Annotated in this window: 16 protein-coding genes; 14 read left to right on the top strand and 2 right to left on the bottom strand. The window is 73.2% G+C overall.

The window, feature by feature from the left end:
- Nucleotides 1-103: 103 nt before the first annotated feature.
- Nucleotides 104-1,513 carry an acyltransferase family protein gene (locus ACWGKU_RS34245; protein ID WP_401046175.1) on the bottom strand — a complete coding sequence of 470 codons (1,410 nt, stop codon included), beginning with the start codon at nucleotides 1,511-1,513 and terminating at the stop codon, nucleotides 104-106.
- A gap of 129 nt (nucleotides 1,514-1,642) precedes the next feature.
- On the opposite strand from ACWGKU_RS34245, the gene ACWGKU_RS34240 reads away from it, so the two are divergent.
- Nucleotides 1,643-2,302, top strand: a complete 660-nt coding sequence (locus ACWGKU_RS34240) for a trimeric intracellular cation channel family protein (RefSeq protein WP_380538123.1) — start codon at nucleotides 1,643-1,645, stop codon at nucleotides 2,300-2,302.
- Here the strand turns inward: ACWGKU_RS34240 and ACWGKU_RS34235 are convergent.
- A complete protein-coding gene (locus ACWGKU_RS34235; protein ID WP_359901515.1) occupies nucleotides 2,208-2,975 on the bottom strand; it encodes an IclR family transcriptional regulator in 768 nt (255 codons plus the stop codon). The two genes, ACWGKU_RS34240 and ACWGKU_RS34235, sit on opposite strands and share 95 nt — an antisense overlap.
- 232 nt (nucleotides 2,976-3,207) lie before the next feature.
- On the opposite strand from ACWGKU_RS34235, the gene ACWGKU_RS34230 reads away from it, so the two are divergent.
- The 13 genes from ACWGKU_RS34230 (at nucleotide 3,208) to ACWGKU_RS34170 (ending at nucleotide 19,895) form a co-directional block, all read left to right on the top strand.
- Entirely contained in the window at nucleotides 3,208-4,389 is a 1,182-nt protein-coding gene (locus ACWGKU_RS34230) for a cysteine desulfurase family protein (protein WP_401046174.1), read from the top strand.
- 47 nt (nucleotides 4,390-4,436) lie between these two features.
- Nucleotides 4,437-5,573, top strand: coding sequence for a tRNA 2-thiouridine(34) synthase MnmA (gene mnmA / locus ACWGKU_RS34225; protein WP_401046172.1), 1,137 nt, complete (start codon nucleotides 4,437-4,439; stop codon nucleotides 5,571-5,573).
- Between the two features lie 70 nt (nucleotides 5,574-5,643).
- Nucleotides 5,644-6,168 (top strand): LOG family protein, encoded by a 525-nt coding sequence (locus ACWGKU_RS34220; RefSeq protein ID WP_380538116.1) that lies wholly within the window; start codon nucleotides 5,644-5,646, stop codon nucleotides 6,166-6,168.
- A gap of 13 nt (nucleotides 6,169-6,181) precedes the next feature.
- Nucleotides 6,182-6,871, top strand: coding sequence for an SDR family oxidoreductase (locus tag ACWGKU_RS34215; protein WP_401046168.1), 690 nt, complete (start codon nucleotides 6,182-6,184; stop codon nucleotides 6,869-6,871).
- Between the two features lie 137 nt (nucleotides 6,872-7,008).
- Nucleotides 7,009-8,019: a methionine synthase gene (locus ACWGKU_RS34210; RefSeq protein ID WP_452180420.1), complete on the top strand. Its 1,011-nt coding sequence runs from the start codon at nucleotides 7,009-7,011 to the stop codon at nucleotides 8,017-8,019.
- 19 nt (nucleotides 8,020-8,038) lie between these two features.
- Complete coding sequence (gene ligA / locus ACWGKU_RS34205) at nucleotides 8,039-10,327, top strand: NAD-dependent DNA ligase LigA (protein ID WP_452180419.1); 2,289 nt, start codon at nucleotides 8,039-8,041, stop codon at nucleotides 10,325-10,327.
- Nucleotides 10,328-10,649: 322 nt separating this feature from the next.
- Entirely contained in the window at nucleotides 10,650-12,446 is a 1,797-nt protein-coding gene (locus ACWGKU_RS34200; RefSeq protein ID WP_359901535.1) for a putative bifunctional diguanylate cyclase/phosphodiesterase, read from the top strand.
- Nucleotides 12,447-12,652: 206 nt separating this feature from the next.
- Complete coding sequence (gene gatC / locus ACWGKU_RS34195) at nucleotides 12,653-12,949, top strand: Asp-tRNA(Asn)/Glu-tRNA(Gln) amidotransferase subunit GatC (protein WP_030057414.1); 297 nt, start codon at nucleotides 12,653-12,655, stop codon at nucleotides 12,947-12,949.
- Nucleotides 12,950-12,954: 5 nt separating this feature from the next.
- A complete protein-coding gene (gene gatA, locus ACWGKU_RS34190) occupies nucleotides 12,955-14,463 on the top strand; it encodes an Asp-tRNA(Asn)/Glu-tRNA(Gln) amidotransferase subunit GatA (RefSeq protein WP_452180418.1) in 1,509 nt (502 codons plus the stop codon).
- Nucleotides 14,460-14,717, top strand: coding sequence for a hypothetical protein (locus ACWGKU_RS34185; RefSeq protein ID WP_359901541.1), 258 nt, complete (start codon nucleotides 14,460-14,462; stop codon nucleotides 14,715-14,717). The genes gatA and ACWGKU_RS34185 overlap by 4 nt, the downstream gene beginning before the upstream one ends.
- An 84-nt stretch (nucleotides 14,718-14,801) precedes the next feature.
- Nucleotides 14,802-16,307: an Asp-tRNA(Asn)/Glu-tRNA(Gln) amidotransferase subunit GatB gene (gene gatB / locus ACWGKU_RS34180; protein ID WP_452180417.1), complete on the top strand. Its 1,506-nt coding sequence runs from the start codon at nucleotides 14,802-14,804 to the stop codon at nucleotides 16,305-16,307.
- Nucleotides 16,308-16,545: 238 nt separating this feature from the next.
- Nucleotides 16,546-16,704 carry a hypothetical protein gene (locus tag ACWGKU_RS34175; RefSeq protein ID WP_158077676.1) on the top strand — a complete coding sequence of 53 codons (159 nt, stop codon included), beginning with the start codon at nucleotides 16,546-16,548 and terminating at the stop codon, nucleotides 16,702-16,704.
- Between the two features lie 149 nt (nucleotides 16,705-16,853).
- Nucleotides 16,854-19,895, top strand: coding sequence for a helix-turn-helix transcriptional regulator (locus ACWGKU_RS34170; protein ID WP_401043799.1), 3,042 nt, complete (start codon nucleotides 16,854-16,856; stop codon nucleotides 19,893-19,895).
- The last annotated feature ends 38 nt before the right edge of the window (nucleotides 19,896-19,933 follow it).

Here is a 19,933-nt window from a genome sequence, read left to right as displayed (position 1 = left end):
TTTTTCGCCGGCTGGGACTTTTGTTTATAACACCCCGCACGTCCGCTGGCGGCCCCCCGCCCCCGTACTCCCGGGGCGGGGCGGCCTCTTGGCGGTCCGCGCCTCAGACGCCGGCGGCCGGCTCCGGCTCCGGCACGCGCGGGCCCGGGGCGGCCGCGGCGAGCGGCGTCGGGGCGGGGGCCGGGAAGCGGCGGTCCAGCGCCCGGACCGCCCTGCGGCCCAGGTTCTGGAACGGGATCTCGACCAGCCGGTACGACAGCCAGGCGAGCACCACGACCGCCCCCAGGTAGCCGAGGGTGAGCGCGGCCTGCCCCTTCGGCCCGACGATCGGCGGGTAGTCCCGCAGTTTCCAGCCGAGGAAGTACATCAGCGGGCCGTGCAGCAGGTAGACCGAGAAGCTGATCGTGCCGAGCCCGCTGAGCCAGCGCGGGAAGCGGCGGCGGCGCAGCAGCATGGCGGCCGCGAACAGGGCCCAGGCGGCCAGGTAGGCGGACGAGAAGGACTCCCACGAGGGCGTCCAGGTGTGCCGGAGCGCCGTGTCGCGGTTGTACAGGTAGCCGACCGTGACGCCGGTGACGATCACGAAGCCGCAGCAGAGCAGGGCCGGAAGCCGATCGAGCAGGCCGTGCTCCAGCCGGTACAGCACGGTGCCGGCGAACATGGTCGCGAAGATCAGCATGGTCTCGAAGCCGGTGGTCCGGTTGTTCAGCGTGATCAGGACCAGGCCCAGGCCGCCGAGCAGCAGCGCGCCCCAACGGGTCAGGTCCGGGCGGGCGGTGGCGATGCAGGCCGCCGCCATCAGCACCACGATCCCGGCCGCCGCCACCAGGTGCCCGGTGGCCGCCAGGTCCACCGAGATCCCGCCGATCGGCAGCCAGGTGCCGAGGACCAGGGCGACGGACGCGAAGCCGACCGCGATCGGCGCGCTGTGCCGGTGCCACCCCCGCACGAACAGGGCGCACGCGAAGGAGTAGAAGACCATCTCGTAGGTGAGCGACCACATCACCCCGATGGTGCTGGGCACCCCCAGCAGGTCCTGGAGCAGCAGGCCGTTGGCGGCGAGCGACAGCACCGGGTGGTCGAAGGGGAAGCTCTGGACGATCTGGCCGCTGCGGGGCAGCACCAGCAGACTCGCCACCACCGTGACGACCACCGCGGGGTAGATGCGGAAGAGCCGTCCCGTCCAGAACGCCCGGACGTCGCCCCGGCGTTCCAGCGAGGCCGGGATGATGTACCCGCTGACCAGGAAGAACAGCATCACGCCGAAGAAGCCGAGGTCCAGGTGGCGCGGCACCCCGCCCGCGTGCGGGATCTTGCCGAGCAGCCCGAAGTGGTGCATGGCGACGGCGAGGGCGGCGATGCCGCGCAGCGCGTCGAGCCAGCCGAGCCGGGCGGAGGCGGGGGAGCCCGGCGACCCGGGCGGTTTCGACGACCGGGTCGGCGTGGGCGACTTCGGCGACTTCGGCGGCTTCGGCGGCGGCTTCGGGGCTGACCCGGGCTTCGCGAGCTTCACAGGCGGAGGCTAGCCGAACCGGTTCGGCCCCACGGCGCACAAGGGGTTGGCCGCCGTTCCGGCGGTGCGTTCGGATCCGGAGCACGGACGTTCGATGGAACACCTGCGCGAATCAGGTACACATGGACGGTGACATCCCAGCTCTTCCCGACCGACGTGCAGCAGTCGCTGGACCTCGTCGGCATCTTCGTCTTCGCCCTCTCCGGGGGCCTGCTCGCCGTCCGCAAGAACATGGACATCTTCGGGATCTGTGTGCTGGCCGAGGTCACCGCCCTCGGCGGTGGCGTGATGCGCGACCTGGTGATCGGCGCCACCCCGGTCGCCGCGTTCACCAACCTCGGCTACTTCGTGACCCCGCTGGCCGCCGCGCTGGTGGTGTTCTTCCTGCACCCGGAGGTCGAGCGGATCAACCGGGCCGTGCAGACCCTGGACGCGCTCGGGCTCGGGCTGTTCTGCGTGACCGGCACCGCCAAGGCCCACGACTTCGGGCTCGGCGCGGTCGCGGCGATCGCGCTCGGCATGGTGACCGCGGCCGGCGGCGGCGTGATCCGCGACGTGCTGGCCGGGGAGATCCCCTCGCTGCTGCGCTGGGACCGGGAGATCTACGCCGTCCCGGCCCTGGTCGGTGCCACCCTGGTCGCGCTGCTGATCGGCGCGGACCGCCTCACCGGCATCACCGGAACCGCGGCCGCGCTCACCGCCTTCGGGCTGCGGATGCTCGCGCTGAAGTACGGCTGGCGTGCCCCGCGGGCCTGGCACCGCAACGGTTCTCGCACCAGCGAGGAGTAGGCGAGCCGCCGTACGCGAGCGAGATCGCCTCGGCCGTGCAGAGCAGTTCCGGCACCATCCGGGCCAGTTCGCCGGGCGGCACCTCGCTCGCCGGGGCGCTCAGCGCGCAGGCCGCGACCGTCCGTCCGCCGCTGCCCGCGACCGGCGCGGCCACGCAGGTCACCGGCTCCCGGTGCTCGCAGGACTCGGCCGCCCAGCCCCGGCGGCGCACCGCCGCCAGCTCGGGCTCCTCGGGGACGCCGTCCGCCGACAGCCCGGCGAGCAGCACCCGGCCGACCGCCGTCCCGTCCACCGGGGCCCGGCGCCCGATCCGGGACGGCTCGGCGCCCGGCAACCCGGCCACCTCGTCCAGGTAGAGCACCTCGCCGTCGTGCAGCACGGCGAGCCGGACGGTGTAGCCGCAGCGGGCGTTGAGCGCGGCCAGGTACGGCGCGGCGACCTGCCGGACGTCGAAGTCCTCCAGCGCGCGGTGGGCCAGCGAGAGCACCCGGCCGCCCAGCCGGTAGCGCAGGTCCGGCTGGCGGCGGGCGAAGCCGTGCTCCTCCAGGGTGCGCAGCAGCCGCAGGGCGGTGGACTTGTGCACCCCGAGGCTGCTGGCGGCCTGCTCCAGCGAGAGCGGCGCGTCGCCGAGTGCGTCGAGCAGGGTCAGCGCGCGGTCGACCGACTGCGACATGGCGTTTCCTGTGGATCCGGCTGACTGATGGCGTCAGGCTAACCGCTGGGTGGCTCAGTGGTACAAACCACTGCCGGACGCGGCCGTCCGGCAGTGGTGCGTCCGCGGTGCGCCGCGCCCGTGGTTCGTCCGCGGTGCGTCCGGGCCGGTGCGGGCCGGTGCCGGCCGTGAGTGGCTGGAACTGCCCCGCCCCGGAACCCCCTGAGGTGCCGCGCTCTACAATCGGATGGTTATGCCATACCTGGACCATGCGGCGACCACGCCGATGCTGCCCGAGGCGATCGCCGCGATGACGGCGCACCTGGGGGTGGTCGGCAACGCCTCGGCCCTGCACGCGGCCGGCCGCCGGGCCCGCCGGGTGGTCGAGGAGTCCCGGGAATCGCTGGCCGAATCGCTGGGCGCCCGCCCCAGCGAGATCGTGCTCACCGGCGGCGGCACCGAATCCGACAACCTGGCGGTCAAGGGCCTGTACTGGGCCCGCCGGGACGCCGACCCGGCCCGCACCCGGGTGCTGTGCAGCCCGGTCGAGCACCACGCGGTGCTGGACGCGGTGCACTGGCTCTCCGAGCACGAGGGCGCCGAGGTCGAGTACCTGCCGGTGGACGGGTACGGCCGGGTGCACCCCGAGGCGCTGCGGTCGGCGATCGAACGCGACCCGGCGTCGGTGGCGCTGGTCACCGTGATGTGGGCCAACAACGAGGTCGGCACCGTCCAGCCGGTGCGCGAACTGACCACCGTGGCGGCCGAGTACGGCATCCCGGTGCACGCCGACGCCGTGCAGGCGCTCGGTCAGGTCCCGGTCTCCTTCGCCGAGTCCGGCCTCACCGCGCTCACCGTCACCGGGCACAAGATCGGCGGCCCGTTCGGCATCGGCGCCCTGCTGCTCTCCCGGGGCGCCGCGCCCGTACCGCTGCTGCACGGCGGCGGGCAGGAACGCGACGTGCGCTCCGGCACCCTCGACGCCCCCGGTTCGGCCGGCTTCGCGGCCGCCGCGGCGCTCGCCGTCGAGCGGCGGTCCGAGCACGCGGTCACGCTCGGCGCGCTGCGGGACGAGCTGGTGGCGTCGGTGCTGGCCGCCGTACCGGACGCGATCCTCAACGGCGACCCGTCGGCCGAGGGCCGGCTGCCCGCCAACGCGCACTTCTCCTTCCCCGGCTGCGAGGGCGACGCGCTGCTGATGCTGCTGGACGCCCAGGGCATCGAGTGCTCGACGGGCTCCGCCTGCTCGGCCGGGGTGCCGCAGCCCAGCCACGTGCTGCTCGCGATGGGCGTCGACCCGCTGCTGGCACGCGCCTCACTGCGGTTCTCGCTCGGGCACACCTCGGTGCCGGAGGACGTCACGGCGCTGGGGAAGGCCATCGGGCCGGTCGTCGAGCGGGCGCGCAACGCGGGGCTGGCGTCGGTGCGGCGCTGATCTCGGCTCCGGGAACAGGCGGGCCACCCCGTACCCTTGTTGCCATCATGACTGACTTCCCGGGTGCCCCGACCACTCCGTCCACCGGCCGTCTGCGCGTGCTCGCGGCGATGTCCGGCGGAGTCGACTCCGCCGTCGCCGCCGCCCGCGCCGTCGAAGCGGGGCACGAGGTGACCGGCGTCCACCTGGCGCTCTCCGCCAACCCGCAGTCCTTCCGGACCGGCGCGCGCGGCTGCTGCACCATCGAGGACTCCCGGGACGCCTGGCGGGCGGCCGACGTGATCGGCATCCCCTTCTACGTCTGGGACCTCGCCGAGCGCTTCCGCGAGGACGTCATCGACGACTTCGTCGCCGAGTACGCGGCCGGGCGCACGCCCAACCCGTGCCTGCGCTGCAACGAGAAGATCAAGTTCGCGGCGCTGCTGGACAAGGCGATCGCGCTCGGCTTCGACGCCGTCTGCACCGGCCACTACGCCCGGATCGTCGACCTGCCGGACGGCTCGCGCGAGCTGCACCGGGCCGTGGACGGCGCCAAGGACCAGTCCTACGTCCTCGGCGTGCTCGACGCCGACCAGCTCGCCCACTCGCTCTTCCCGCTCGGTGACACCACCAAGGAGGAGATCCGGGCCGAGGCCGAGCGCCGCGGCCTGGCCGTCGCCAAGAAGCCCGACAGCCACGACATCTGCTTCATCGCCGACGGCGACACCCAGGGCTTCCTGGCCCAGCACCTCGGCACCGCCACCGGCGACATCCTCGACGTCGACGGCACCAAGCTCGGCGAGCACGACGGCGCGTACGGCTTCACCATCGGCCAGCGCAAGGGCCTGCGGATCGGCCGCCCGGCGGCCGACGGCAAGCCGCGCTACGTGCTGGACATCTCCCCGGTGAACAACACCGTCACGGTCGGCCCGGTCGAGGGCCTCGACGTCACCGGGCTGACCGCCATCCGCCCCCGCTGGTGCGGCACCGAGCCCCTGGCGGACGGCCGCTACACCGCCCAGCTGCGCGCCCACGGCGAGGAGGTGCCGGTGAGCGCCTCGGTCGTCGACGGCGAGCTGCGGGTGGAACTGGACACCCCGGTGCGGGGCATCGCCCCCGGCCAGGCCGTGGTGATCTACGACGGCACCCGTGTCGTCGGCTCCGCCACCATCGCCACCACCGAGCGCCCGGCCGTCACCGCCTGAGCCCGCCCCGCGCCCGGCGAGGAATCCCCGGTGAAGTCTCGCCGCGGGGCGTGATAGACCGGACGGCACTATGAATATCTCTGTCTTCTGCTCCGCGTACTCGCTCGACGACCGCTACTCCGCCCCCGCCGCGGAGTTCGCCCGGCTCCTGGGGGAGGGCGGGCACACGCTGGTGTGGGGCGGCTCGAACGCCGGGCTGATGGGGCTGCTCGCCGACGAGGTGAAGGCGGCGGGCGGCAGGCTCGTCGGCGTGATGGTCGAGATGCTGCGGCACAAGGCGTACGTCGGCGCCGACGAGCTGGTGTGGACGGCCGACCTGCCGGAGCGCAAGGCCGAGCTGGCCTCGCGGGCGGACGCGATCGTCGTGCTGGTGGGCGGGCTGGGCACCCTGGACGAGGTCACCGAGGTGCTGGAGCTCAAGAAGCACGGGATGTTCGACAAGCCGGTGGTGGTCCTGGACACCGAGGGCTTCTACGCGGGCCTGCGCACCCAGATGGAGCGGATGGACGCCGAGGGCTTCCTGCCGCGCCCGCTCGCCGAGCTGATCACCTTCGCGGACACGCCCGCCGAGGTTTTCGCCCAGCTCAAGGCCTGATTGGATCACGACCATGGCTGCACATCTGATCACTGGCGCCGGCTCCGGCATCGGCGCCGTACTCGCCGAGCGACTCGCCGAGCGCGGGGACGAGCTCTGGCTGCTGGCCCGCGACGCCCGTCGGGCCGCCCAACTGCGCGAGCGCTTCCCCGGGGCCCGCACCCTCGTCGGGGACCTCGGCGATCCGGGCAAGCTGTCCTGGGCCTTCGGCCACCAGCAGCTGCCGGTCGAGCTGGACTCCCTCCTGCACGTCGCGGGCACGGTCGAGCTCGGCCCGGTCGGCGACCTGACCCCCAAGGCCTGGCAGGAGACGCTGAACGTCAACCTCGTCGCCCCCGCCGAGCTGACCCGCCTGCTGCTGCCGTCGATCCGGCTGGTCAAGGGCCATGTGCTCTTCGTGAACTCCGGCGCGGGCCTCAACGCCCACGCCGAGTGGTCGGCGTACGCGGCCAGCAAGCACGGCCTCAAGGCGCTCGCCGACGCGCTGCGCCACGAGGAGCACGCCAACGGCGTCCGGGTCACCTCCGTCTACCCGGGCCGCACCGCCACCGCGATGCAGGTGAAGGTGCACCAGCAGGAGGGCAAGGAGTACGACGCCGGCCGCTGGATCGAGCCCGCGTCCGTCGCCAGGGCGATCCTCGCCGCCCTCGACGCCTCCCGGGACGCGGAGATCACCGACATCACCGTCCGCCCCGGGCGGTAGCGCGCCGCACGGGAAGTCGGCCGGTCCGACTTTCCGTGCGCGCACCGGATGTCGACCCGGCCTCCGCGTGCCCGGCGGCCCCGGTACCGAGCCCCGCGCCCGGCACCGGGGCCGTCCGGCTGAGTAGGCTCGGGCGGGTGAGCACCCCACACACCTTCCCCGACCTGCGCGGCGCCGCCACCGGCGTCGGTTCGCTGCCCGGCACCGACGCCCGGGAGGCCGCCAAGACCTCCACCGGGGCACTGGAGCACCTGCCGTTCCTGCCCGAGCTGCCCGCCCGCGGGCCGGGCGCCGACATGATCGGGCGCGGCGCCGGCCTGCTGGTCGAACTGTTCGTGCAGACCGAGCCGAGCGGCTGGCGGTTCACCGACCGTCCGGGCCGGGACACCCGGCGCGCCCACTCCTGGCTCGGCGAGGACCTGGACGCGCTGGAGGAGTTCACCCAGGGCCACCAGGGCGCGCTCAAGGTCCAGGCCGTCGGCCCCTGGACGCTGGCGGCGAACATCGAGCTCAAGCACGGCGAGAAGGCGCTCGCCGACCCCGGCGCGTGCCGCGACATCGCCGGCTCGCTCACCGAGGGCCTGCGCCGCCACCTCGCGGACGTCCGCAGGCGGGTGCCCGGCGCCGAGGTCGTGCTGCAGCTGGACGAGCCCTCGCTGCCCGCCGTCCTGGCCGGGTCGGTGAAGACCGCCAGCGGCTTCCAGCGGCTGCGCGCCGTCGACCGGCAGGTCGCCGAGGAGGTGCTGCGCGAGGTGATCCGGAACCTCGACGCGCCCGTGGTGGTGCACAGCTGCGCGCCGGACGTCCCGGTCCCGCTGCTGCGCCGCGCCGGGGTGGCCGGGATCTCCCTCGACTTCTCGCTCCTCACCGAGCGCCAGGACGACGACCTCGGCGAGGCCGTGGAGGGCGGCACGACGATCCTCGCCGGTGTCGTCCCCGCCACTGACCAGGCGGTGTCCGACCCTGCCGGTAGTGTCCAGGGTGTCAGGACCTTGTGGCGCAGGCTCGGGTTCGCCCCGGAGCTGCTGGGCCGCCGCGTGCTGGTGACACCGACCTGCGGGCTGGCCGGGGCCTCCCCGGCGTACGCGCGCAGGGCGCTGTCGTCCGCGGTGCGGGCGGCACAGAGCCTGGTGGACAACCCGGAATGAGAGTGCAGGAGGGCTTGCGGTGACGGCTGTCGAGGGCTGGGAGGACGTCCCGGCGGAGGTGCGCGGGCGGCACGCCGAGCTGGCGCAGGAGATCACCGACCACCGGGCCCGGTACTACGAGCAGGACGCGCCGGTCGTCAGCGACGCCGAGTTCGACGCGCTGATGCGGGAGCTGGAGGGGATCGAGGCCGAGCACCCGGCCCTGGTCACCCCGGACTCGCCGACCCAGAAGGTCGGCGGCGCGGCCACCGGGCTGTTCGCCGAGGTCGAGCACCGCGAGCGGCTGCTCAGCCTGGACAACGCGATGGACGACGAGGAGCTGTCCGCCTGGGCCGAGCGGGTCGCCACCGAGCTGCAGGGCATCGACTACCACTACCTGTGCGAGCTCAAGGTGGACGGCCTGGCCGTCAACCTCACCTACGAGAACGGCCAGTTGGTGCAGGCGGCGACGCGCGGCGACGGCCGGGTCGGCGAGGACATCACCCCCAACGTCCGTACCATCAAGGAGATCCCGCACCGGCTCAAGGGCGAGAACATCCCGGAGCTGGTGGAGATCCGCGGCGAGGTCTACTTCCCGACCGAGGAGTTCGACGCGCTCAACGCCTCCTTCGCGGAGGAGAACGAGCGCCGCCGGCAGGAGAACGAGGAGCGCGCCAAGGAGGGCAAGCGGCCCCGGGCGCTGATCCGGCTGTTCATGAACCCCCGCAACGCCGCCGCCGGTTCGCTGCGCCAGAAGGACCCGCATGTCACCGCCTCCCGCCCGCTGCACATGGTGGTGCACGGCATCGGCGCCCGGGTGGGCTTCGACATCGACAACCAGTCGCACGCCTACCGGCTGCTGCACGACTGGGGCCTGCCCACCGCCCGCCACAACCAGGTGGTGAAGACGCTCGCCGAGGTGCGGGCCTTCATCGCGCACTTCGGCGAGCATCGGCACTCGGTCGAGCACGAGATCGACGGCGTCGTGGTGAAGGTGGACGAGATCGCCCTGCAGGGCCGGCTCGGCGCCACCTCCAAGTCCCCGCGCTGGGCGATCGCCTGGAAGTACCCGCCGGAGGAGGTCACCGGGAAGCTGGCCGAGATCAAGGTCGGCATCGGCCGCACCGGCCGGGCCACCCCGTACGCGGTGCTGGCCGAGCCGGTGAAGGTGGCCGGCTCGATGGTGCAGTACGCGACGCTGCACAACCAGGAGGTCGTCAAGGCCAAGGACGTGCTGCTCGGCGACACGATCGTGCTGCGCAAGGCCGGCGACGTCATCCCGGAGATCCTCGGCCCGGTCTACGACCTGCGGGACGGCACCGAGCAGGCCTTCGTGATGCCCTCGCACTGTCCGGAGTGCGACAGCGAGCTGCGGCCGATGGCCGAGGGCGACATCGACCTGCGCTGCCCGAACGCGGAGCGCTGCCCGGCCCAGATCCGGGAGCGGATCGCCTTCCTCGGCGGGCGGCAGTGCCTGGACGTGGAGGGGCTGGGCTACGTCGCGGCCACCGCGCTGACCCAGCCGCTGGAGCCGGCCGAGGCGCCGGTGCGGAACGAGGCCGACATCTTCCGGCTGACGCGGGAGAAGCTGCTGCCGATCAAGGTGCTGGTCCGGGACCCGAAGACCGGCATGCCGAAGCTGGACGACAGGACGGGCAAGGAGAAGGAGGTCTTCTTCTTCGCCACCACCAAGGGCGAGCCGAAGAAGTCGCTCCAGGCCCTGATCGACAACCTGGGCGTGGCGAAGGGGCGGCCGCTGTGGCGGTTCGTCAACGGGCTGTCGATCCGGCACGTCGGTCCGGTCGCCGCGCAGGCGCTGGCCCGGGAGTTCCGCGATCTGACGAAGATCTTCGAGGCGAGCGAGGAGCAGCTGGCGGCCGTCGAGGGGGTCGGCCCGACCATCGCCCGCTCGATCCGGGAGTGGTACGCGGAGGAGTGGCACCAGGAGATCCTCCGGAACTGGGAGGCGGACGGCGTCCGCTTCACCGAGGAGTTCGCGGACGAGGAGGAGGCGGAGCGCCCGCTGGAGGGCCTGACCGTGGTGGTGACCGGCACGCTGGCCGGCCACACCCGGGACGGTGCCAAGGAGGCGCTGACCTCGCGTGGAGCGAAAGTGACCGGTTCGGTTTCGAAAAAGACCGATTTTGTGGTCGCTGGTGACAACCCTGGGTCCAAGTACGACAAGGCTGTTCAGCTCGGCCTGCCGGTCCTGGACGACGCCGGGTTCGCCGTCCTGCTCGCCGACGGGCCGTCCGCCGCCCGTGCCCACCTGGGGCTTCCGGAGCCGGAGGAGGCCGGGGAGGCGAAGAAGGAGCCCGTCGAGGACTGACCCGGAGCGGACCCGAGCGGTCGGTGACCGGATCGGTGTTGTTATCGTCCTGATGCAACGTCACCGGGTGCCGCACAGTGAAAGCGGGCATTGTGTCACTGTGCGGCACCCGAGAGCGGTGGCGCGTTTCCGGTTGTCCGAAAGTCTGCCCACCGGGTGGACCCCGGCATACCCTGGAGCGCAACAGAGTGTCAGCAGGGGTGGGGGCACCGGCTGGGCCGGTGTTCCGCGGGGTCGCTCCATGCCCGGCAGCTGTCGGTACCGGCACGGTGCCTCACCGTAAGGCGGCCCGACGGGGCGGGCCCGACGGAGGACAGGGCTTATGGATCGTACGACCGGCGGTGCGCCCACACGCCCGCCGCAGGGGGTGGCGGGTGCGGTCCTGCTGCTCGGCGTGCTGCTGGCCGGAGCCGCGCCGCTCATCCCGCTGGCCGTCCTGGTCTACCGGTACGAACCCGAGTTGCTGCCGCTGTTCGCCGTGCCCCTGGCGGTGCTGGTGGCGGCCTGGCGGATCGCCCGGGACCGCGCCCGCGACCAACTGACCGACCCGCTGACGGATCTGCCCAACCGTCAGGCCCTGCTTTTGGCTGCCCAGGAGGCGATCGCGGAGTGTGGTCAGGGCTACAGCGTCGGTCTCATCCTGCTCGACCTCGATCGCTTCCGATCACTCAACGACACACTAGGTCATACGGCCGGTGACCGGCTGCTGGTTCACATCGCCCGCCGACTGCACCGGGCCCTGCGCTCCGGCGGACCGGCCGGCAGCGCCACCCGGGAGTCCATCGACGACGTCTTCGCCGGCCTGCCCCGGCACTACCGCCGAGGCCGCCCGATGGTGGCCCGGATGGGCGGCGACGAGTTCGCCGTCCTGCTGCCCGGCATCAACTGCCCGGACAGCCTGGAGCGGGTCGCCAAGGCGCTGATCGCCGAACTGGCCGCCCCGATCCGGCTGGACGGGCTGCTGCTCGTCCTGGAGGCCAGCGGCGGCGTCTGCGTCTACCCGCAGCACGCCCAGGACGCCGAGGCCCTGCTGCGCCGGGCCGACGTCGCGATGGGCCACGCCCAGCGCGGACACTGCGGCGTCGCCCAGTACGACGAGACCCAGGACGCCGACACGCCGTACCGGATCGGGCTGTTGGGGGACCTGCGCCGGGCACTGGAGACCGGCGAGGTGCAGCTGCACTACCAGCCGAAGGTGGCCTTCGACGGCCGGGTGGTCGGCCTGGAGGCCCTGCTGCGCTGGGAGCGCCCCGGCCAGGGGAAGGTCCCGCCGGACGAGTTCGTCGGGCTCGCCGAATCCAGCGGCCTGATGCCCCGGCTCACCGACTACGTGCTGGAGGCGGCCGTCGGCCAGCTCGCGTACTGGCGCGACCAGGGCCTCCAGGTGCAGGTCGCGGTCAACGTCTCGCCGCGCGACGTGCTCAACCCCGGCTTCGCCCAGCGGGTCGCCGGCCACCTCGTGCGCCACCAGGTGCCGGCCCACGCGCTCCAGCTGGAGATCACCGAGCGGCTGCTGCTGGACGACTCCCGGCGGGCCGCCGACACCCTGGCCGAGCTGCGCGGCTACGGCGTCGGGATGTCCCTGGACGACTTCGGCACCGGGCACTCCTCGCTGGTGCGGCTGCGCAGCCTGCCGGTCGGCGAGCTGAAGATCGACCGCTCCTTCGTCTCCCGGATGGTCGCCGACGACCACGACGCGGCGGTGGTCCGCTGCTCGGTGGAGCTCGCCCACTCGCTGGGCCTGACCGTGGTCGCCGAGGGCGTCGAGGACGACGAGACCTGGGAGCGGCTGCACTGCATGGGCGTGGACGCCGTCCAGGGCTGGCTGGTGTCGGCCGCGCTGCCGGCCGAGCAGGCCACCGCCTGGCTGCGGGTGCACCGCACCGGCGCCCCGCCGGTGGAGCGGCTCGGCCTGCCGCCCCAGCTGCCCGCGGGCTTCCCGTCGGTCCCGAACGCCAAGCCGATCGCCCCGCCGGCCAGGCCGCCGGTGCTGCCGCCGACACTCCCGCCGGTCCGGCCGCCGGTCATCCCGCCCACGCTGCCGCCGGTGGCCCAGGTGGTGCAGGCCGCGCACCGGGAGATCAAACCGCAGGGCTGGGCCCGCACCCGGCCGCAGTAGCCCGCCGGAGGTCGCGGTCCGGCCCCGGGGAGGGCCGGTGACGGGCGCCGCGGCTCACTCGTTGGCCGGGGCGGGGGACGGGCCCCATAGGATGGGGTCCAAAGACCACGAGGACGGAGCGCCGGAACCGGCTGCTCCTGCCCGGGCCCGGCACCGCCCGCAAGGCACAGCCGGGTCTCACCAGAACTCACCCTGAGGATCGCTGCATGCCTGGCATCACGCGCGAGGAGGTCGCCCACCTCGCCCGGCTGTCGCGTCTTGAGCTGAAGCCCGAAGAGCTGGACCACTTCGCCGAGCAGCTCGACGTGATCATCGGCGCGGTCGCCCGCGTTTCCGAGGTCGCCGGACAGGACGTCCCGCCGACCTCCCACCCGCTGCCGCTGACCAACGTCATGCGTGCGGACGAGGTCCGGCCGTCGCTCACCCCGGAGCAGGCGCTGTCCGGCGCCCCCGCCGCCGAGGAGCAGCGTTTCCGTGTGCCGCAGATCCTCGGGGAGGACTGACCGAGATGACCGAGCTGATTCCCACTCCCATCATCAAGTGGACCGCCGCCGAGACCGCGGGCGCCATCGCCAAGGGCGAGGTGTCCGCCATCGAGGTCGCGCAGGCCCACCTGGACCGCATCGACGCCGTCGACAAGAAGGTCAACGCCTTCCTGCACGTCGACACCGAGGGCGCGCTGGCCGCGGCCAGGGCCGTCGACGAGAAGCGCGCCAAGGGCGAGGAGCTGGGCCCGCTGGCCGGCGTCCCGCTCGCGCTCAAGGACGTCTTCACCACCAAGGGCATCCCGACCACCTGTGGCTCGAAGATGCTCGAAGGCTGGATCCCGCCGTACGACGCCACGCTGACCAGCCGTCTCAAGGACGCCGGCGTGGTCATCCTCGGCAAGACCAACATGGACGAGTTCGCGATGGGCTCCTCCACCGAGAACTCCGCGTACGGCGTGACCGGCAACCCGTGGGACCTCTCCCGCATCCCCGGCGGCTCCGGCGGCGGTTCGGCCGCCGCGCTGGCCGCCTTCGAGGCCCCGCTGGCGATCGGCACCGACACCGGCGGCTCGATCCGCCAGCCCGGCGCCGTCACCGGCACCGTCGGCGTCAAGCCGACCTACGGCTCGGTGTCCCGCTACGGCCTGGTCGCGTTCTCCAGCAGCCTGGACCAGGGCGGGCCGTGCGCCCGCACCGTGCTGGACGCGGCCCTGCTGCACGAGGCCATCGCCGGGCACGACCCGCTGGACTCCACCTCGATCGACGCGCCGGTGCCGGCCGTGGTCGAGGCAGCGCGGATGCGCGACATCCGCGGCATGCGGATCGGCGTCGTCAAGGAGTTCGCCGGCGAGGGCTACCAGGCCGGCGTGATGCAGCGCTTCAACGAGTCGGTGGAGCTGCTGCGCGAGCTGGGCGCCGAGGTCGTCGAGGTCTCCTGCCCGTCCTTCACCCTGGCGCTGCCGGCGTACTACCTGATCGCGCCGTCGGAGTGCTCCTCCAACCTGGCCCGCTTCGACGCGATGCGCTACGGCCTGCGGGTCGGCGACGACGGCTCGCGCTCGGCCGAGGAGGTCACCTCGCTGACCCGCGAGGCCGGCTTCGGCGACGAGGTCAAGCGCCGCATCATCCTGGGCACCTACGCGCTGTCCTCGGGCTACTACGACGCCTACTACGGCTCGGCCCAGAAGGTCCGCACGCTCATCTCGCGCGACTTCGACGCGGCCTTCGCGGGCGTGGACGTCCTGGTCTCGCCGACCACGCCGACCACCGCCTTCCCGATCGGCGAGCGCGCCGACGACCCGATGGCGATGTACCTGGCCGACCTGTGCACGATTCCGTCGAACCTGGCGGGCAACGCGGCCATGTCGCTGCCGGTCGGCCTGGCCCCGGAGGACAATCTCCCGGTCGGCCTCCAGATCATCGCACCCGCGATGGCGGACGACCGCCTGTACCGCGTGGGCGGCGCCGTCGAGGCCGCACTCAACGACAAGTGGGGGCACACCCTGCTGGAGGAGGCACCGGCACTGTGAGCAAGATCGAGAAGACCAAGGGCTCCGGCTCCCTGAAGGGCTTCAAGCACTCCAAGCCCGGTCTGTGGCTGTCCATCGGCACCAGCGCGTTCGGTGCGATCTCCGTGGCCAAGGACGTCCGCAAGGCCCGCGAGGAGAGCGACACCCTCAAGCTGGTCAACGCCCTGGTCGGCGCCGCCGCGCTGGTCACCGGCACCGCCCTGCTGGTGCGCGAGCTGCGCCGGCTGGGCTCCGACGACGTGCTGCTGGGCTGAGCTGAGCTAAGCGCCCTGGCCCGGCCCCCGCGCGACGCGGTGGCCGGGCCCGTACCTCCCAAGCTTCAAGTGAGAAGGGACGCTGTGAGCGTCATGAACCTGGTCTCCTACGAGGACGCTCTCGCGTCGTACGACCCGGTGATGGGCCTTGAGGTCCACGTCGAGCTGGGCACCAAGACCAAGATGTTCTGCGGTTGCTCGACCGAGCTGGGTGCCGAGCCGAACAGCCAGACCTGCCCGACCTGCCTGGGCCTGCCGGGTTCGCTGCCGGTGGTCAACGCGGTCGGCGTGGAGTCGGCCGTCAAGATCGGCCTGGCGCTGAACTGCGAGATCGCCGAGTGGTGCCGGTTCGCGCGGAAGAACTACTTCTACCCGGACATGCCCAAGAACTTCCAGACCTCGCAGTACGACGAGCCGATCGCCTTCAACGGCTACCTCGACGTGCAGCTGGAGGACGGCTCGACCTTCCGGGTGGAGATCGAGCGCGCCCACATGGAGGAGGACACCGGCAAGTCCAGCCACGTCGGCGGGGCCACCGGTCGCATCCACGGCGCCACCCACTCGCTGCTCGACTACAACCGGGCCGGCATCCCGCTGATCGAGATCGTCACCAAGCCGATCGTCGGCGCCGGCGAGCGCGCCCCCGAGGTCGCCAAGGCGTACGTCGCCGAGCTGCGCGAGGTGATCCGTTCGCTCGACGTCTCCGAGGCCCGGATGGACAAGGGCCAGATGCGCTGCGACGTCAACCTGTCGCTGCGCCCGAACGGCACCGAGACCTTCGGCACCCGCTCGGAGACCAAGAACGTCAACTCGCTGCGCAGCGTGGAGCGGGCCGCCCGGTTCGAGATCCAGCGGCACGCCACCGTGCTGACCGACGGCGGCACCATCGTCCAGGAGACCCGCCACTTCCACGAGGAGAACGGCTCCACCACCTCGGGCCGGATCAAGGACAACGCCGAGGACTACCGCTACTTCCCCGAGCCGGACCTGGTGCCGGTGGCCCCCGCCCGCGAGTGGGTCGAGGAGCTGCGCGCCGGTCTGCCCGAGCTGCCGCGGGTGCGCCGTGCCCGGCTGCAGGCGGAGTGGGGCCTGTCGGACAAGGACATGCAGTCGGTGCTCAACGCCGGTGCGGTGGGGCCGATCCAGGAGACCATCGCGGCCGGTGCCCCGGCCGACCAGGCCCGCAAGTGGTGGATGGGCGAGCTGGCCCGTCGCGCCAACGAGACCGGCACCGAGCTGAGCGAGCAGCCGATCACCCCGGCGCAGGTCGCCCGGGTCGCCGCGCTGGTCGCCGAGGGCAAGCTCAACGACAAGCTGGCCCGCCAGGTCATCGAGGGCGTGCTGGCCGGCGAGGGCGAGCCGGACGAGATCGTCGAGAAGCGCGGCCTGGCCGTGGTCTCGGACGACTCCGCGCTGGGTGCCGCCGTGGACCAGGCCATCGCCGAGAACGAGGCGATCGCCGCCAAGATCCGCGACGGCAAGGTCCAGGCCGTGGGCGCGCTGGTCGGCGCGGTCATGAAGGCCACCCGCGGCCAGGCCGACGCCGCCCGCGTGAAGGACCTGATCTTGGAGAAGCTGGGTGCGGCCTAGGCTGTGGACCCTGCCTTCCTAAGGCATCTAAGGCATCTAAGGCCCTCTAAGTAAGGCCTAAGGCCCCGTCTCACCTATGTATCTGGGTGAGGCGGGGCCTTAAACCGTTTTTGGCGACCGATCTAAGGCATCCGGGCCCCGGAAGATGCGGCACGCTCCCGATGCGGCACCCCCCACTGGCGGAGGAAGCTCTTACCTGTCAGCAAGACGGAGTGGAAAACCCGAGGGGGAACCGGAAATGATCGAGTACCAGACCTTCCAGCAACAGGCCCACGAGCTCGTGGCCCGCGCCGAGCACGAGCGCCTGGTGCGCGAGGCCAAGGAGGCCCGCCGACTGCGGCAGCGTCCGGTGGCCGCCCGCTTCCAGCGGCGCCCCGTGCGTCGGCCCGAATGCTGACGGTGCGGCACCACGGCGGTGCCGAAGGAGCTCCGGAGGGGGAGACGCTCACCAGCGTCTCCCCCTCCGGGCATTCGGGTCCTTCGACCCGTTCGCCAGGGGAGATAACCCCTCGGCCGGGCCCCACCGGCTATGGCATGCTCGCCTCCATGCAGCAGACATCGGTCAGCCCCGTCTTCGTCGGCCGCGGCAGCGAGATCACCGAGCTGACCGACGCGCTGCGCCGCGCCGGCACCGGCAGCCCGCAGGCCATCCTGATCGGCGGGGAGGCGGGGGTCGGCAAGACCCGGCTGCTGGAGGAGTTCCTGGAGCGGGCGGCCGCCCGCGGGGCGGTCACCTCGCTCGGCAGTTGTCTGGAGGTCGGCGCCGAGGGCCTGCCGTACGCGCCGCTGGCCGCCGCGCTGCGCCGGCTGCACCGCTCGCTGGGCCCCGAACTGGAGGCCGCCGCGGCCGGCAGCGAGAGCCACCTCGCCCTGCTGCTCTCCGAGTTCGGCGAGGTGGACGGCGAACCCAACGACGAGTACAGCCGGGCCCGGCTGTTCGAGCACACCGCGAGGCTGTTCGAGCGGCTCGGCGCGGAGCGTACCCTCGTCCTCGCCGTCGAGGACCTGCACTGGTCCGACCGCTCCACCCGTGAGCTGCTCGCCTTCCTGGTGCGCACCCTGCACCGGTCCCGGGTGCTGCTGGTCGCCACCTACCGCACCGACGACCTGCACCGCCGGCACCCGCTGCGCCCCTTCCTCGCCGAGCTCGAACGGCTGCGCACCGTCCAGCGGCTGGAGCTGGCGCGGTTCGACCGCCGCGAGGTGGCCGCCCAGCTGGCCGGCATCCTCGGCACCACCGTCCCCGACCGCCAGCTGGTGGACCGCATCCACCGCCGCTCGGAGGGGAACCCGTTCTTCGTCGAAGAGCTGGCCACCGCCTTCGAGGACGGCTGCGGAGCCGGGCTGACCGACTCGCTGCGGGACATCCTGCTGGTGCGGGTCGAGGGCCTGGACGAGGAGGCCCAGCGGGTGGTGCGGATCGCCGCCGAGGGCGGCTCGCACGTCGAACACGCCCTGCTGGCCGCCGTCCTGGACGACGACGAGGAGGCGCTGATCGAGGCGCTGCGGGCGGCCGTCGGCGCCAACATCCTGCGTCCGGACAGCGAGGGCGAGGGCTACCGGTTCCGCCACGCGCTGGTCCGCGAGGCGGTCTCGGACGACCTGCTGCCCGGCGAACGGCACCGGATCAACCGCAAGTTCGCGCTCGTCGTGGAGGCCCAGCCGCAGCTCGTCCCGGGCGACGCGCTGGCCGCCCGGCTGGCCAACTACTGGTACCACGCGCACGATCCGGCCCGCGCCCTGCCGACGGCCCTGGACGCCGCCCGCGCGGCCCGCCGCCGCAACGCCTTCGCCGAGCAGCTCGGGATGCTGGAACGGGCCCTGGAGCTGTGGGACCTGGTCTCCGAGGAGGTGCTGGCGCACACCCTGCGCCCGTACGACTGGGCCGAGACCTACCCGCCGGGCTCCTGCGACCACAGCGCCGCGGACGAGGACTGCGACCGGATCCAGCTGGTCGACGTGCTGGCCGAGGCGGTGGTCGCGGCCCGGCGCTGCGGCGACCGGGAGCGCGGCCTGAGCCTGGCCAAGCGCGGGCTGCGGCTGGTCGACGAGGCGGAGCACCCGGTGCGCGCGGCCTGGTTCCGGATCAACCGGGCCCGGATGCTGGGCAGCCTGCGCCGCTCCGGCGACGAGGAGGAGATCGCGAACGCGCTGCGGCTGGTGGAGCACCTGCCGCCGACCGCGGTCCAGGCCGAGGTGCTCGCGCTCGGCGCCGGGACGGCGATGCTCAAGAAGCCGACCGCGGAGGCGATCGAGCTGGCCGAGCGGGCGATCCGGATCGCCGAGGAGGTGGGCGCCCACTCGGTCGAGGTGCACGCCCGGATGACCCTCGGCGGCCTGCGCTACGACGTGCACGGCGACGCCGAGGGCGGGCTCGCCGAGCTCGCCGGGGCGGTCGAACGGGCCCGCCGGCTGGGCGTGCCCGACCTGCTGCTGCGCGGCATCAACAACCTGGCCAGCATGCAGCGCGGACTGGGACACCCCGAGGACGCGGTCCGACTGGCCCGGGAGGGCCTGGAGTTCGCGGACGGCAACGGCCTGCTGCGCAACATCGGCGCCATCCTGACCGGCAACCTGGTCGAGGCGCTGACCGACCTCGGGCGGGTCCGGGAGGCCGCCGAGGTGCTGGCCGGCTACGAGGCGGCCAGCCCGACCGGCACCCACGCCGAGTTCCTGGACCGGATGCGCGGCGAACTCGCCCTGCTCAAGGGGGACCTGGCCACCGCGGGGACCATGCTGGCGCAGGCCCGGGCGGCCAACCGGGTCGGCCAGGTCCAGCACAGCGTGCCGATCAGCCGGCTGGCGGTGCGGCTCGCGGCGCTCGGCGGCCGGCCGCTGGAGGCCCGGGCCGAAGCGCTCGCCGTGCTGGAGGAGGACGGCCGGCTCGGTCACGAGTCCGACGTCTACCCGCTGCTGGCCGAGGCCGCGACGGTGGAGGCGGACAGCCGGGGCCTGCCGCAGGCCGGGGCGGGCCGGCCGGGGGCGCTGGCCGCGATCGCGGCGGCCGCCGCCGAGCTGCGTCCCCGGGCCCCGCTGCACCACGGCTGGGCCCGGCTGCTGGAGGCCGAACTGGCCCGCGCCGAGGGGGCGGACACTCCGGAGGTCTGGGCCGCCGCGGTCGAGGCGCTGCGGCCGACCGGCCTGCCGTACCCGCTGGCACAGGCCCTGCTGCGGGCCGGCGAGGCCGAGGTACAGGCCGGCCGGCGCGAGGCCGGCGCCGAACTGCTGCGCGAGGCGGCCGAACTGGCGGCCGTCCGGGACGACCGGCTGCTCGGCGGGCAGATCGCCGCGCTGGCCGAGCGGGCCGGGCTGAGCCTCGCCCCGGCCGAGCGGTCGGCCGCGGTGCCGGCCCAGGCCGCCGGGGACTCCTTCAACCTCACCCCCCGTGAGCGGGACGTGCTCCGCCTGCTCGCGCGCGGCTGGACCAACCGGCAGATCGCCGAGGAGCTGTACATCTCTCCGAAGACCGCGAGCGTGCACGTGTCCAACATCCTCGGCAAGCTCGCGGTCGGCGGCCGGGGCGAGGCGGCCGCACTGGCGCACCGGCTGCGGCTGTTCCCGGACGATCTGGCCTCCTCGGGCCGCTGAGCAGGGCCCCACGGCGGCCCCGGACCGGTTCCGACCGG

The organism is Kitasatospora sp. NPDC054768 (genome assembly GCF_053612025.1).
This window is presented reverse-complemented; position numbering and strand designations above follow the sequence as displayed.